The organism is Sphingorhabdus buctiana (assembly GCF_042680825.1).
GTDB classification, from domain to species: Bacteria; Pseudomonadota; Alphaproteobacteria; order Sphingomonadales; family Sphingomonadaceae; genus Sphingorhabdus_B; species Sphingorhabdus_B buctiana.
Window position 1 is genome coordinate 326193 of the sequence record NZ_JBHUEL010000004.1, and the last position, 13741, is coordinate 339933.

The following is a 13741-nucleotide window of genomic DNA, read 5'->3' on the forward strand; positions in this document are numbered from 1 at the left end:
TTCAAACTCCTAGCGGTTTCATTTGGGAGAGGGGTTTCTTCAAAAAGCGAGCGAGAACGAGAAGCCCGAGCGGAACAAAATGGACCAGCGCACCGGCATAGCTGTTATGCACCCAGATCCAGTGCAAAAGCGTGAGGATCGCAGCAGGATAGACAAGCTGTTGCAGCTTTTTCCATCCCGCTTTCAACCAGCGCATCGATCGATCATTGCTCGTCAATGCAAGCGGCAGCATAAGGCCAAAGGCGGCCCAGCCAGTCCAGATTCCGGGCGCCATCCATTCGGCGAGGATGTCATCCAGGTTACCCATGTCGATCAAATAGAAAATGAGATGCAGAAGAGCGTAGCCAAATGCGGCAACACCAAAGGCGCGGCGGCGCGCCACCAACCAGTTGAGCCAAGGTTTGGCCCCCAAAAGCGAAACAAGCGGACTGAGTGCCATTGCTATTATCATGAGTCGCGCCGACCATTCGCCCGTTGGGTGGAGCATATCCATGCTGTCGATGCGGCCCTGCCACCATCCGAGAACAAGCAGGAATGCCGGCAATGAGAGTAGCAACCAGAAGGTCAGCTTTTTATTGAGAATCGTTCGCATTAATTTTCCGCTAGCGGCCTTGCCAATTGCGGTCAACCGTTTCCCACGTTTACCGGCTGTTAACCATAGCACTTACATTTTATTACACATGGTTCGCGGCGCTTTTATCCTGTTCCTCGCGCTTCTGGTTACCGCCTGCGGTGGCCGGTCCGAACGCGAGGTCGTCCGCCGTGACAATGATGTCTTCCGAAGCGAACCCGCTCGCCAATGCCTGTCGACCCTGAAGGCAGCGAATGTCCGTTTCACACCCCTGCCCAACCAGAGTTTCGCTGGTGGTTGCCGCACGATTGATACGGTCAAGCTAATGTCCTTTTCGACAGAGGCGACAAATCTTGGCGCGATGACATGCCCGCTTGCAGCCAATTTCACAGCGTGGGCGAAACATGCGGTCGAACCGGCGGCGAAGGCCTATCTGGGCAGTGAAGTAGTACGGATCGAGACGATGGGCACCTATAATTGCCGCAACATCAATGGCGGCAGGAGCGGCCGACTATCGGAACATGCCAGCGGGAACGCTGTCGATGTTTCGGCCTTTATCCTGAAAAATGGCCGCCGGGTTTCGGTACTTTCGGGGTGGAACGGCAAGGCAGATGAGCGCGCTTTCCTGCGCCGTTTGCACCAATCGGCCTGCAAGCGCTTTGGTACCGTTTTGGGCCCGGATTACAATGCAGCGCATGCCAACCATTTCCATTTCGACATGGGGAAATCGATGAAAGATGGCAGCGCCTTCTGCCGCTAGGGGTGGCTATTCGTGCCTAATCGTCTATCTATTGGGCATGACACAAAAAGACTTACAAGACAGGCGCTTCTACAAGGCACAGCAAGAAGCGAAATTCGCCAAGGAACTTAATCCCGAAACCCCGCAGACGCTCAGCAAATCCTATAAGCTGGCTTTTCAGGATACCGAATTCCTGCTGCGTGAAGAGCTGCGCCCCGTGCGGTTCCAGCTCGAATTGCTCAAACCCGAAATGCTGCTCGATGAGGCTGGTGTTGCCTCAACCATGGTGATCTATGGTTCGGCGCGTATCCCAGAGCCCGAGGCCGTTGATGTTTTGTTCGCAACCGCCAAGGATGAACGCGAACGCATCATTGCCGAGCGGATGAAAGAGAAGTCCCGCTATTATGAAGAAGCGCGGAAGCTTGGGCGGATTGCCAGCACATGTGGCATCAAGGATGAAAGCGGTAACCGCCATTTCGTCGTCTGCTCGGGCGGTGGGCCATCGATCATGGAGGCGGCAAATCGCGGTGCACGCGATGTGGACGCCGATACCATAGGTCTCAACATCGTACTACCGCACGAACAGGCGCCCAATGAATATGTGACTCCTGACCTGAGTTTCCAGTTTCATTACTTTGCCTTGCGCAAGATGCATTTCCTGCTGCGCGCGCGCGCTGTCGCGGTGTTCCCGGGCGGTTTTGGTACCTTTGATGAGTTTTTCGAACTGTTGACGCTGGTGCAGACCGGCAAGATCGAGCCGATGCCGATCCTGCTGTTCGGCAAATCCTTCTGGAAACGCGTGGTCAATTTCGAGGAATTGATGCTCGAAGGTGTCATCAGCCCGAAGGATCTGGAGCTGTTCCAGTTTGTCGAGACGGCCGAAGAGGCCTGGCGCGAAATCGCTATTTTCTACGAACTTGAAGACTGCGGTTAAAAAAGAAAGGGCCCGTTCTAGCGGGCCCTTCTTCTATTCGGTTTTTTCAGATCACTTCTGCTCTTTGAGCCAGTCGATCAACGCCTTGCGTTCTTCAGCATTGTTGATGCCAGCGAAGGCCATCTTGGTGCCTGGAACAGCTTTACGCGGGTTTTCAAGATAGGCATCGAGTGTTGCTTCGTCCCAAACCCCACCTTTCGCCTTCATCGCCGGCGAATAGTTGAACCCATCAACCGAAGCCACAGCCTTGCCGACAATGCCATGCAGGTTGGGTCCGACGCCGTTGGGTGCATCCTTTTCCACTTTGTGGCAGGCAGCACATTTGGCAAAGCTCGTTTCGCCGGCAGATTTTTCAGGCTGCGCCGAAGCAGTCTCGGTAGATGCTGCGCTTTCCGTATCTGCAGCCGGCGAATCGCTTTCGTTCGATCCGCCACAGGCGGCGAGCACAAACAGTGCGGGTGCAATCACGAGAAATTTGCGCATCTATTCGACTTTCTCTTACTTGGCCGGAGCGGCAGCAGCCTCCTTGGCGGCTGCATCGGCAGGAGCTGCTGCAGCGGCGTCACCACCTTCTGCAGGCGCGGCGCCTTCAGCGGGAGCGGCTTCAGCAGCAGGTGCAGCAGGAAGCGGCAGGTTTGAACCCATCGAGTTGAGGTAAAGCAACAGTGCCGCGCGCTCTTCAGGATTGCCAAGGCCGGCAAAGCTCATCTTGGTGCCCGGCGCATATTTTTTCGGGTTGGCCAGCCATTTGTCCATGCCTTCCCAATCCCAGTTGCCCGGAACGCTCTTGAGCGCATCAGAATAAGCGAAACCTGGAACATGGCCGTGCGGCTTGCCCATGGATGCCCAAAGATTCGGGCCAACGCCATTGGCTCCGCCCTGTTCGATGGTGTGGCAAGCCTTGCACTTTGCAAAGACAGCTTCACCCTTCGCAGGATCAGCAGTCGCAAGAAGGGTTGCGAGCGGAACTTCGGCAGCACCACCGCCTTCGCCGCTTTCAACGCCTTGGATCACATAGCCTTGCTTGCCCTCACCAGGCACTTCGCCATGGAAAATCTTGCCGAAAACGATGCTCGAGCCGAGGGCGACGATGCCCGCTGCCAAGGCCCAGCCTGCGATGGTGTTGTTGCGATCTGCCATGATGAAACGCCCTGAATATTCGCTGTGGCCCGCACGGATGCGCGGTGCCGGTTGATTCCCCTCGCCCCTCTAGTTTGCTATGCAATGCGGTGCAATAGCCCAAATCCTGCTTGCCCGCGCCTTTTGACTGCCCTATCGGCCAGCCCCGATATGGAGAGCTTCCCAAAGAGCGCCCTCGCCCGCGTCGAGGAAATGAGCAAAGCCGCCGCTGCCGAACCCGCACGTGCGGTTTCCTTTCAGGGTGCGCCCGGGGCAAATTCGCATTTGGCAGCACTTGAGATGGATCCGGACTGCCTGCCGCTGCCATGCTTTTCCTTTGAGGACGCAATCGATGCGGTGAAGGAAGGCCGTGCTGCACGTGCGGTTATACCTATCGAGAATTCATTGCATGGCCGCGTGGCCGACATCCATTTTCTGCTACCCGAAAGCGGCCTCTCGATCATTGGCGAGCATTTCATGCGCATTCGTCACTGCCTGATGGCAAAGCATGCCGATGCGAAGCTGACCACCGCGATGAGCCATCCGCAAGCGCTGGGCCAGTGCCGCCATTATCTGCGGGCGCATGGCATAACGCCTATTGCCTATGCCGATACAGCCGCAGCTGCCGCCTATGTCGCCGATAGCGATGATGAAGGCGCCGCAGCGGTCGCCCCGCCTATTGCCGCCAGCATCTACGGCCTGGAGATGATCCAGGAAGGCATTGAGGATGATGATCGCAACACGACCCGTTTCGTGGTGCTCTCTCGCGAACCAGCGACTTATGCATCCGACGAAGGCACGTTGATGACCACCTTCATTTTCGAGGTGAAGAACATACCTGCGGCTCTTTATAAAGCCATGGGTGGCTTTGCGACCAACGGCATCAACATGACGAAACTGGAAAGCTACCAAAATGGAGCCAGCTTTTCGGCGACTGAATTTTATGCCGATATCGAAGGTGCCCCTGGTGATGCGGCAGTAGACCGTGCACTCGAAGAATTGCGCTTCCACTGCAACAAGGTGCGCCTGCTTGGCACCTACAAGCAGGAACGCAAACGGGGTTAGGCTACCAGCTCGTCCTTCTTGCTGGTTTCGCCAAAGGACAAAACCGGTTCTCCGCCAAGTTGCTGCGCCTCGGGCAGCCCGACCGGGCGGTTCTTGTCGCGCCGCTGGATGTTCCACACCAATCCAAGCCGGCCCAGCATGTCGATCGTCCAGCCGTTAAAGTCGAGCTCCCACCAGCTGATATGATTGCTCGCGGCGCGCGGCTGTGCATGGTGGTTGTTGTGCCAGCCATCACCCAGCGTCAGGATTGCAATAAACCAGTTGTTGGTGGCTTTGCCGACATCATGATAGCGTCGATAGCCGAAATAATGCGCCAGACTGTTGGTGCCCATCACCCCGTTGAGGAAGATGAACGTCCTCAGGAACCCGCCGACGAGGATCGTGCCCACTACATGTTCCGGCCCTCCAAAAGCCAATGCCCAAGCGGCAGGAAGAATGACGAGTGAAAAAGCGACCCAGAGCCAGCGCGTACGATGGCAGAATTCGACGACCGGATCGCCCACCAATCCTTTGCCATAAAGCCGCATATCGGTGTGGGCATTATCCCATAGCCAGCCGAGATGGCCGATCAACAAGCCCTTCACTGGCCCCATTTTGCGGCCATGACCGTCTATGTGCGGGCTATGGATATCGCCCAACTCATCCGAAAAGGCATGATGCCGCCGATGGTCCGCCGCCCATTTCTTGACCGATCCCTGGCACGCCATCTGCCCGCAAATGCCAATCAGGTAACGCATCCACAGCGACGTTTCGAAGGAGCGGTGGGTGAAATAGCGGTGGAAGCCGCATGACAATCCATAGTTGATGATTAGATAGCCGGAAATGAAGGCCGACCATTCGACCCACCCCGTTGGTTGCGTAAACAACCACCAGATTGCAGCCATGGCGCCGCCAACCTGAAGCACGGCAAGGATGCTATATTCGATTTGCTTCGATCGCGCACCGGGGCCGCCAATCAATACACCGGGATGCGGCGAGCCTTTGCCCTCAAGTTCCCATTGGCGATCGCTGGGATATAGCCCTGTTGTCTGCGGCATCCGTCCGTCCCCTGATAGCGCGTTGTGCTTGCGCGCTGTTGTGCCACCGCGTGCAAAATTGCGCCTTCAAATCGGGCGCGTCAATTCCGTTAACGGCATTTGTGCGACGAACCGTTGACCCGGAGCTTATGCTGTATTATGTATGCAATACAGCATAAGAGGATTTGCAAATGAAATACGCACTTATCGCTTTGCCTCTGGCCATTGGGCTAGCCGCATGCGGCAGCAAGAATGAGCCGGACGAAGGAACCACTATCAGCATCGATGCCACTTCGGAAACCGGCAAAAAGGTCGAAATCTCGGCAGATGGCAAATCGGGCAATGTCGGCTTCAAAGTTCCTGGCTTCGACGCCAATATCCGACTTCCCAAAAAGCTTCTCGACGATAGCAATTTCGATATCGACGGCGTGAAGCTGTACCCCGGCTCCACGGTCGAAACCGTCAACATCACCGCCAACAAGCAGGCTGGTAAAGGCGAACAGGCCGATGTCCGCATTGGTTTCACTTCGCCGGCAGACCCCGCCAAGGTCGGCGATTGGTTCAAGGATCAGTTCGGCAAGGAATCGATCAAACTGAACGACGAAGGCGGAAAACTGACGGGCATAACCAAGGATGGCGAAGCATTCACCATCGAACTGGCCGAAAAGGATGGCAAGACGGCTGGAACCGTCATTGTCCGGAAATAAGATCTAGCCCGGTTGTTGCGTCACCCGAAGCAACCGGACGTCATAGCCAAGCTCGGCAGCGCGGCGCTTCATTGCATCAAACGTCGCGGTGCCGGGATTGGGTTGGCGGTGCAGCAGCCATAAATAACGCCCGCTGGGCTCTCCCACGATCGACCAGCTATAATCCTCGGCGCGGTCGAGCACCCAGTAGTCGCCATAAAATGGGCCAAAGAACGAAACCTTCAGCTTTGCATCACCGCTGCCAGAAACAATCTTTGCCTTGCCTGTTGCTGTTTCGATTTTGCCGTTTATCGAACCCTTGCGGCAAGCGTTGACGACCTTGATCCTAGCAGACGCAGTCAGGCTGTAATCGGCCGTCACCGCTTCGCAATCCTTCTGGAAACCAGCTTCGTAGCGCGCCAGTTCATACCAGCGCCCCAGATAGCGCTCGACCTCAACCGGCTTGGCTGGCTGGGGCACCGAAGTGTTGCCCACTGGACCGGCTTCGAAGGTGGAACAACCCGCCAATGTCAGTGCGGCGAGCGTAAGGGCGAATGATTTTGTGACAGATTTCATGCCATCCAAGGTGGTGGTTCGCACCCTTGCCTGCGAGACGGGATAATCGCGGTATCTTTCCGTCAGTGTGCCGCGCCCCAACTTGGCCCCGTGCCGATCTCGACACCCAATGGCACCGACAATTTGACCAGCGGCTCGGCGGCACTCGCCATCACCGATTCTATTACCCTGCTTGCTTCGGCGACATCCGCTTCGGGCAGTTCGAACACCAACTCATCATGCACCTGTAGAAGCATCTTCACATTTGGCAGCCCTGCTTCGAGCAGCGCCGGCCCCATGCGCACCATTGCGCGTTTGATGATGTCCGCACTCGTGCCCTGAATCGGTGCATTGATCGCCGCGCGCTCGCTGCCCTGGCGCTCGGCCTGGCTTTGCGAACTGATACGCGGAAACCAGCATTTGCGCCCAAACAAGGTTGTGGTGAAGCCGCATTCCTTCACGCTTGCCAACGTTTCCTGGATATAGGCACTGATGCCGGGGAAGCGGGCGAAATAGGCGTCGATAAGGTGTTGCGCTTCCTCTGGCGTGGATTCGAGCCGCTTGGCCAACCCCCAGCGCGAAATGCCGTAAAGGATCGAGAAATTGATCGTCTTTGCGCGACCGCGCGTGTCGCGGTTCACCTCGCCAAACAGTTCCTGCGCGGTGCGCGCGTGAATATCCTCGCCATTTTCGAATGCTTCGCGCAACGGTCCGACATCGGCCATGTGCGCCGCCAGTCGCAATTCGATCTGGCTATAGTCGGCGGAAAGGATGACATTGCCCGGCTCAGCCACAAAGGCATCGCGGATTTGCCGCCCGACTTCGGTGCGAATGGGAATATTCTGCAGGTTCGGATCGGTCGACGCGAGCCGCCCGGTTTGCGCGCCCACCAGGCTGTAGCTGGTGTGGACCCTTCCGGTCTTGGGATTGACCTGTTGCTGCAGCGCATCGGTATAGGTCGATTTCAGCTTTGCCAGCTGCCTCCAATCGAGCACCTTGCCGGCAATCTCGATCCCCTGCCCTGCCAGGTCTTCCAATACGGTGACATCGGTCGAATATTGACCCGATTTGCCCTTCTTGCCGCCTTTAAGCCCCATATTGTCAAAAAGGATGGCACCCAGTTGCGCCGGGCTGGCGATGGTGAAGGGTTGGCCTGCGAGCGCGTGGATTTCCTTTTCCAGCGCAGCCCCGGCCTCCGCAAATTCTGCGGACAATCGGGCAAGTACCGATTTGTCGACCTTGATGCCGGTGCATTCCATCTTGGACAGCACCGGAACGAGCGGCCGATCAACCAGTTCATAAACACGGGTCACCTTTTCGGGCGATAGCCGCAGTTTGAGATAGTGCCAGAGCCGCAACGTCACATCGGCATCCTCGGCGGCATATTTTGTCGCCTCGGAAAGCGGGACTTCCGCAAATCCGATCTGGCTCTTGCCCGTGCCAGTGACCGATTTGTAGCTGATGGGTTTGTGCTCGAGATACAGCTCAGACAATTCATCCATGCCATGGCCTTGCCGCCCAGCATCGAGGGCGAAGCTCATCACCATGGTATCGTCAAACTGGTGAACCGCGATGCCGTGCTGGCGCAGGACCGACATGTCATATTTGAGGTTCTGCCCGACCTTGAGGACGCTCTCATCCTCCAGCAACGCCTTCAGCCGAGCCAGAGCGGCATCAAGTGGAATCTGATCGGGGCGTTCGGCAAACATATCGGTGCCGCCATGCGCCAAGGGCACATAGCAGGCTTCTCCCGGAGCGACAGCAAGGCTGAAGCCAACCAGCTTAGCCGTGACCGCCTCAAGGCTGTCGGTTTCAGTATCGAACCCGACTACACCAGCCTTGGTAGCACGGGCGATCCAGTCATCGAGCTGCGACAGGGTCGTAACGCAGGTGTAAGCATCGACATTAATTGGCGACATCGGTGCGGGCATAGCCGGCTTGCCAGCTTCGATTGCCGCAACGGCTCCATCGCCTTTACGTTCCGCCTTTGGCTGGCCTGCAATAGCCTTATTGGCGGCGGCCGTATCGCTCGTCTTGCCAATGCGGTTGAGAAGCGAGCGAAAGCCATGCTCTTCCAGAAATGGTCGCAACGGCTCTTCGGGAATCGGGCCAAGCACCATTTCCTCAAGCGGTATAGGCAACGGGCAATCGTCCTTAAGCGTCACCAATACGCGCGATAGCCGGGCCAGTTCGGCATGCTCGATCAGATTGTCGCGCATCTTCGATGGCTTCATATCAGGGGCAGCCGCCAGCACCGCATCAAGGCTGCCATATTCGGTAATCAGCTTGGTCGCGGTCTTGGGGCCGATGCCCGGGACGCCGGGGACGTTGTCCGAACTGTCGCCCATCAGCGCCAGCACATCACCCACCAGTTCGGGGCCGACACCGAATTTCTCGATGACTTCTTCGCGCCCAATGCGCTTGTCCTTCATCGTGTCGAACATGTCGACACCATCACCGACCAACTGCATCAAATCCTTGTCGGATGAGATGATCGACACATCCCACCCCTGCGCACGCGCAGCCTTGGTATAGCTGGCGATCATATCATCGGCCTCGACATTCTCTTCCTCAATCATCGGGAGCGAAAATGCGAGCGTCGCATCGCGGATCAGCGGAAATTGCGGGCGCAGATCCTCTGGCGCAGGCGGACGATTGGCCTTGTACTGATCATAGATTTCGTTGCGAAAACTGGTCCCTGCCTTGTCGAGGACAACCGCCATATGGGTCGGCCCGTCGGCCGCATGCAGGTCGCTCGCCAGTTTCCACAGCATGTTCGAATAGCCCGCAACCGCGCCCACAGGCACGCCTTGCGGATTGGTCAGCGGCGGCAGGCTGTAATAGGCACGAAAGATGTAGGCGGAACCATCGACGAGGTAGAGATGCTTGTGGTCGGACATGTCGGACCGGATAGCAGCGACGATGCCAAGAGTCTTGCCTAATCAGGCATTTTCGAGCGCTGGTGACGGCAGATTCATCCGCATTATCGGCGGCGCATCGCGATCAATACGAACAATCTTGGGGACGCCCTGCGCCATATATTGCCAGCGGAAGAACCGCACGGTCGTGATGTGCCCCACAGTCGCCGATTGCATCCGCCGGTGAGACAGCAGCGATGGCAGATTATAATCCGCAATCCAGCTCATCGACCATTTGCGGCCCCGTGCCGCCATCCATTCAGCCGTGCCTGCCCAAAGCGCGGCGAATGCACGGCCCAAGCGGTGGTCAGGGTGGATCCATAGCCCGGTATCCCAGATTGCCATATCCGGAACTTCGAAACGCAAATGCACCATGGTTTCTTCAAATGGCGCGGTACCAACCCAGGTAATTCCCACAAATTCGTCACGTGCGTTGTAGGCGGCAAGGCAGGTCAGACCTTGATCGAAACGACGGGCCTGTTCCTCAGAATTTGCGTCAATTTCCAGAGTTGCCAGTTTTTCTGGCGCTATCGGCTCCACCCGATAACCACGCGGCATCTTTGGCATGCCGGCTATCGGCACGGCCACCAAAGTGTAGCGGTTATAGCCGACAACCCCGGCCTTGGTCGCCAAACGCGCCACGCCATAGGAAAGCACGCCAGCTATTCCGAGCAATTTGAGGGCAGTATAATCAGGCACGCAAAATTCCTTTGGCCGCCCTTTTAACCGCGTAATTCAAATATTTCCTAAACGCGGATCAGGGCACTTCCTCGCCCCAGATGCGGTCGGTCTCGATATAACCTACACGCCCCGCGACATCGAGGCGGCACCATCCCTTTTGGCAATCGTCGATCCGGCCGACGACGCCCTTTTCGGCGCGCCACGAAATTCGTGCGGAAGCGGAGGGTTCGTCGCGCAAAGCAGATATGCCCGGCGCAGTGATGATTGCCGTCCGATCAGGGCTGAGCAGCCGGACATGCATCCAGCCTTGATCACCATCCGGGTCTTCGACCTTGCGCCATACTTCGTGCACCGCGACAACCTTTACCGGCAGATATTGCCGCTTATACACCCATTTGACCGGGAATTCGGTGCTCGGCCCGGTTCGGGTCCGTGCCTCTGCCTCATCAATCGAAGCCCAATAGGGCGTCTTTTTGGTCGCCTGCGCCGTGGCCATCCCCCCAATGGTGGCCAATGCAACGATCAGAACCGATTTTACGATATTTTTCATTGATTCCAGTAACCTGTTGCCCCCACCGCCTACCTATAGTGTAAGCCGTACCGACAGTTCAAGGGTGATAGCTTGACGTTGTGTTTCTTCACGCCATAGGGTTGCAATCATGACCCAATTTCACCGCATCGAACGCCCGCGCGTTGCCGTAACCCGCAAGCTCCTACCGCAAATCGAAGCGCGCATGGCCGAATTGTTCGATTGTCGTTTCAACGAAGACGATCATGAAATGTCAGCCGATGAAATCGTTGAGGCAATGCGCGATGCCGACATTTTGGTGCCGACCGTAACCGATCGAATTGATGCCGAACTCATTGCACGCGCACCTGCTTCGGTGAAGATGTTTGCCAATTTCGGTGCGGGTGTGAACCATATCAATCTGGCAGCCGCCAAGGCCAAGGGCATTTTGGTGACTAACACTCCCGGCGTGTTTACGGATGATACCGCCGACTTGACCATGGCTTTGATCCTCAACGTGCCTCGCCGCTTGGGCGAAGGACACCGCCTGATGCGGTCAGGCGAGTGGAAAGGCTGGACACCTATCGGGATGCTCGGCCATCGCATTGGCGGAAAGACGCTGGGCATCATCGGTTATGGTAGGATTGGCGAAGCGGTCGCTCTGCGTGCCAAGGCATTCGGCCTCAACATCCTTTACAACAAGCGCCACCGGCTTCCCGCAAGCGTCGAAGATGAAATGGGCGTAACGTTCGAACCCGATCTCGATCGGCTGGTGGCCAAGAGCGACATCATATCGTTGCACTGCCCGCTGACCGCTGAAACGCAAAAACTGATGAGCCGCGAACGCATCGGGATGATGAAACGCGATGCCTATCTGATCAACAGCTCGCGCGGCGAACTGGTTGATGAAGACGCCTTGATCGAAGCACTGACCCGGGGGCGGATTGCAGGCGCAGGCCTTGACGTTTACAACCACGAACCGGCCATCGACCCCCGCTTTCTTGCCATACCCAATGTCATCCTGCTGCCGCACCTGGGCAGCGCGACCTATGAGGGTCGCGAGGCTTCGGGCGAGAAAGTGATTGCGAATATCCGGATCTTTTCCGACGGCCATCGCCCACCCGATCAGGTGCTCGAAGGCTGGGCGTAATATCCTGTCGAAAAGCGGGGCTGACGCCTAATTAACAATTGCGGGCGGGTATCGGCTCGCTTACAGACCTGCCCAAAATATTGACAATGTGGGGAGGTCGGGCGTGCGCCATTCACTCAAGATTGCTGCTTTTTTCAGCACATTGCTTTTAGCGGCTCCGGCTTTTGCGCAGGAAGTCGTGGCGGAAGCCGTTCCCGACAGCGGCGATACAGCCTGGATTTTGACGGCGTCCGCGCTCGTCCTGATGATGACCCTGCCCGGCCTCGCGTTGTTTTATGGCGGCTTGGTGCGCACCAAGAACTTCCTTTCGGTCCTGATCCAGTGCGGAGCGATCGCGGCGGTTTCATCAGTGATCTGGATCGTCGCGGGATACAGCCTTGCTTTCTCTGCCTCTGACGGGACGGTCATTGGCAATTTGCAGAACATCATGTTCTCCAACATGTTTGCGATGCGCGATGGCCAGACAATCGGTGAACTTGTTTTCGGTCTTTTCCAGATGACCTTTGCCATCATCACACCGGCACTGATTGTCGGCGCATGGGTGGAACGGGCCCGTTTCGGCTGGGTTGTAGCCTTCAGCGCATTGTGGAGCCTACTGGTATATGTACCCGTTGCCCGTTGGGTGTGGGGCAATGGCTTCCTTGCCAATCAGGGTGTGATTGATTTTGCCGGCGGCATCGTTGTCCATACGACTGCGGGCGTTTCGGCGCTCGTTGTTGCATTGATGCTTGGTAAGCGTATCGGCTTCCCGCGAACTTTGATGCTGCCTCATAGCCCTGCCCTTACTGTTGCCGGTGCCGGTCTGCTGTGGGTGGGCTGGTTTGGCTTCAATGGCGGATCGGCGTTGGCAGCCAGCGATGATGGCGCGGCGACGGCGATCATTGTTACCCACCTTGCAGCGTCGGTCGCGGCATTGGTCTGGATGCTGATCGAGAAGATCAAGGTCGGCAAGGCTACTGCAGTTGGTTTCGCCACGGGTGCAATCGCGGGATTGGCCACCATTACGCCCGCTTCTGGTTCAGTCGGCCCGCTGGGTGCAATCATCCTTGGCGTCCTTGCTGGCCTAGTCTGTTTCTATGCGGTGCATCTCGTCAAAGGCAAATTGCAGATCGATGACTCGCTCGATGTCTTCGCCGTCCATGGCGTCGGCGGCATAATGGGATCGATCCTGCTTGCCGTACTCGTATCCCCGACTTTCGGCGGCAATGGCTATGCCGAGGGTATGGCGATGGGCAGCCAATTGTGGGCGCAGATCAAGGGCGTCGGCATCGTTGGTGTCTATTCTGCCGTTGTAACGTTGATCATCGGCTACATGGTCTCGATGGTGATCCCGATGCGTGTCAGCGAAGATCAGGAACGCGACGGCCTCGACATTTCGAGCCATGGCGAGCGGGCGTGGGATATGGACTGAGCGCGACCCGCGCTCAGGCAAATACCAGCGTCAACGAACGGAAAAGATCGCGGGCGATTGGTTCGTCAAAGCGGCAACCCAGCTTGCCGTCTTCGCACCACACCGCGCTGGCGGCGATAGCGTCGCCGCCAGCAAGCCGCAGCCATAGCCGTTCGCCTGCCGCAAACTCGCCATCGATGGCAAGGCGGCAGCCATAGACCGACAGATCGTCAAGAACGGCATCAAGTGGCTGGCGGCCATGGCCGCGCACGCTGGCGCGCTTCACCACAACCGGGTGGCGGATGGCGGCGCGCTGCTCAAGCTTCGCCGGTGCGACTTTGCGGTAAGCGGATGTAGCTAGACCCATGCCCTGTTCCCCATAAGCCGAAGCATAGGGGAACAAGGTCAA

Annotated in this window: 15 protein-coding genes; 6 read left to right on the top strand and 9 right to left on the bottom strand. The window is 57.3% G+C overall.

All coding sequences use genetic code 11. The features are described 5' to 3' along the window. Position 1 precedes the first annotated feature (1 nt). Positions 2-592: a protein-methionine-sulfoxide reductase heme-binding subunit MsrQ gene (locus ACFSAG_RS06690; protein ID WP_381512703.1), complete on the bottom strand. Its 591-nt coding sequence runs from the start codon at positions 590-592 to the stop codon at positions 2-4. An 88-nt stretch (positions 593-680) separates the two neighbouring features. On the opposite strand from ACFSAG_RS06690, the gene ACFSAG_RS06695 reads away from it, so the two are divergent. Both ACFSAG_RS06695 and ACFSAG_RS06700 read left to right on the top strand, forming a co-directional pair. Continuing rightward, positions 681-1331, top strand: coding sequence for an extensin family protein (locus ACFSAG_RS06695; RefSeq protein WP_374611621.1), 651 nt, complete (start codon positions 681-683; stop codon positions 1329-1331). 37 nt (positions 1332-1368) lie between these two features. Continuing rightward, a complete protein-coding gene (locus ACFSAG_RS06700; RefSeq protein WP_381512837.1) occupies positions 1369-2244 on the top strand; it encodes an LOG family protein in 876 nt (291 codons plus the stop codon). A gap of 51 nt (positions 2245-2295) precedes the next feature. Here ACFSAG_RS06700 and ACFSAG_RS06705 read toward each other — a convergent pair whose 3' ends face one another. Together ACFSAG_RS06705 and ACFSAG_RS06710 are read right to left on the bottom strand one after the other, a co-directional pair. Beyond that, entirely contained in the window at positions 2296-2727 is a 432-nt protein-coding gene (locus tag ACFSAG_RS06705) for a c-type cytochrome (protein WP_374611625.1), read from the bottom strand. Positions 2728-2742: 15 nt separating this feature from the next. Continuing rightward, positions 2743-3384, bottom strand: a complete 642-nt coding sequence (locus ACFSAG_RS06710) for a c-type cytochrome (RefSeq protein WP_374611627.1) — start codon at positions 3382-3384, stop codon at positions 2743-2745. A gap of 150 nt (positions 3385-3534) precedes the next feature. Here ACFSAG_RS06710 and ACFSAG_RS06715 point away from each other — a divergent pair, with 150 nt between their 5' ends. Next, a complete protein-coding gene (locus ACFSAG_RS06715; protein ID WP_381512708.1) occupies positions 3535-4428 on the top strand; it encodes a prephenate dehydratase in 894 nt (297 codons plus the stop codon). On the opposite strand, the gene ACFSAG_RS06720 is transcribed toward ACFSAG_RS06715, so the two are convergent. Further along, complete coding sequence (locus tag ACFSAG_RS06720; protein WP_381512711.1) at positions 4425-5465, bottom strand: acyl-CoA desaturase; 1041 nt, start codon at positions 5463-5465, stop codon at positions 4425-4427. The two genes, ACFSAG_RS06715 and ACFSAG_RS06720, sit on opposite strands and share 4 nt — an antisense overlap. Before the next feature lie 170 nt (positions 5466-5635). On the opposite strand from ACFSAG_RS06720, the gene ACFSAG_RS06725 reads away from it, so the two are divergent. Then, entirely contained in the window at positions 5636-6151 is a 516-nt protein-coding gene (locus ACFSAG_RS06725) for a putative periplasmic lipoprotein (protein ID WP_381512714.1), read from the top strand. A 3-nt stretch (positions 6152-6154) separates the two neighbouring features. Here ACFSAG_RS06725 and ACFSAG_RS06730 read toward each other — a convergent pair whose 3' ends face one another. From ACFSAG_RS06730 to ACFSAG_RS06745, 4 genes are all read right to left on the bottom strand, one after another. After that, a complete protein-coding gene (locus ACFSAG_RS06730) occupies positions 6155-6706 on the bottom strand; it encodes a lipocalin family protein (protein WP_381512716.1) in 552 nt (183 codons plus the stop codon). A 62-nt stretch (positions 6707-6768) separates the two neighbouring features. Further along, positions 6769-9585, bottom strand: a complete 2817-nt coding sequence (polA, locus tag ACFSAG_RS06735) for a DNA polymerase I (protein ID WP_381512718.1) — start codon at positions 9583-9585, stop codon at positions 6769-6771. A 42-nt stretch (positions 9586-9627) separates the two neighbouring features. Beyond that, positions 9628-10302: a hypothetical protein gene (locus tag ACFSAG_RS06740; RefSeq protein ID WP_381512721.1), complete on the bottom strand. Its 675-nt coding sequence runs from the start codon at positions 10300-10302 to the stop codon at positions 9628-9630. 58 nt (positions 10303-10360) lie between these two features. Further along, positions 10361-10834, bottom strand: a complete 474-nt coding sequence (locus ACFSAG_RS06745; RefSeq protein WP_374611639.1) for an SH3 domain-containing protein — start codon at positions 10832-10834, stop codon at positions 10361-10363. 109 nt (positions 10835-10943) lie between these two features. Here ACFSAG_RS06745 and ACFSAG_RS06750 point away from each other — a divergent pair, with 109 nt between their 5' ends. Both ACFSAG_RS06750 and ACFSAG_RS06755 read left to right on the top strand, forming a co-directional pair. After that, positions 10944-11942: a 2-hydroxyacid dehydrogenase gene (locus ACFSAG_RS06750; protein WP_381512724.1), complete on the top strand. Its 999-nt coding sequence runs from the start codon at positions 10944-10946 to the stop codon at positions 11940-11942. Between the two features lie 103 nt (positions 11943-12045). Continuing rightward, positions 12046-13353, top strand: coding sequence for an ammonium transporter (locus ACFSAG_RS06755; protein WP_381512726.1), 1308 nt, complete (start codon positions 12046-12048; stop codon positions 13351-13353). A 13-nt stretch (positions 13354-13366) separates the two neighbouring features. On the opposite strand, the gene ACFSAG_RS06760 is transcribed toward ACFSAG_RS06755, so the two are convergent. Then, the gene (locus tag ACFSAG_RS06760) at positions 13367-13741 is read right to left on the bottom strand and encodes a PilZ domain-containing protein (protein WP_381512729.1); all 375 of its coding nucleotides are present in this window, start codon (positions 13739-13741) and stop codon (positions 13367-13369) included.

Bases quoted from the DNA above. Each gene is read 5' to 3' on its own strand.
- ACFSAG_RS06750 (WP_381512724.1), top strand. From the start codon at position 10,944: ATGACCCAATTTCACCGCATCGAACGCCCGCGCGTTGCCGTAACCCGC.
- ACFSAG_RS06725 (WP_381512714.1), top strand. From the start codon at position 5,636: ATGAAATACGCACTTATCGCTTTGCCTCTGGCCATTGGGCTAGCCGCA.
- ACFSAG_RS06715 (WP_381512708.1), top strand. From the start codon at position 3,535: ATGGAGAGCTTCCCAAAGAGCGCCCTCGCCCGCGTCGAGGAAATGAGC.
- ACFSAG_RS06745 (WP_374611639.1), bottom strand. From the start codon at position 10,834: ATGAAAAATATCGTAAAATCGGTTCTGATCGTTGCATTGGCCACCATT.
- ACFSAG_RS06705 (WP_374611625.1), bottom strand. From the start codon at position 2,727: ATGCGCAAATTTCTCGTGATTGCACCCGCACTGTTTGTGCTCGCCGCC.
- ACFSAG_RS06700 (WP_381512837.1), top strand. From the start codon at position 1,369: ATGACACAAAAAGACTTACAAGACAGGCGCTTCTACAAGGCACAGCAA.
- ACFSAG_RS06720 (WP_381512711.1), bottom strand. From the start codon at position 5,465: ATGCCGCAGACAACAGGGCTATATCCCAGCGATCGCCAATGGGAACTT.
- ACFSAG_RS06730 (WP_381512716.1), bottom strand. From the start codon at position 6,706: ATGAAATCTGTCACAAAATCATTCGCCCTTACGCTCGCCGCACTGACA.
- polA (WP_381512718.1), bottom strand. From the start codon at position 9,585: ATGTCCGACCACAAGCATCTCTACCTCGTCGATGGTTCCGCCTACATC.
- ACFSAG_RS06695 (WP_374611621.1), top strand. From the start codon at position 681: ATGGTTCGCGGCGCTTTTATCCTGTTCCTCGCGCTTCTGGTTACCGCC.
- ACFSAG_RS06690 (WP_381512703.1), bottom strand. From the start codon at position 592: ATGCGAACGATTCTCAATAAAAAGCTGACCTTCTGGTTGCTACTCTCA.
- ACFSAG_RS06710 (WP_374611627.1), bottom strand. From the start codon at position 3,384: ATGGCAGATCGCAACAACACCATCGCAGGCTGGGCCTTGGCAGCGGGC.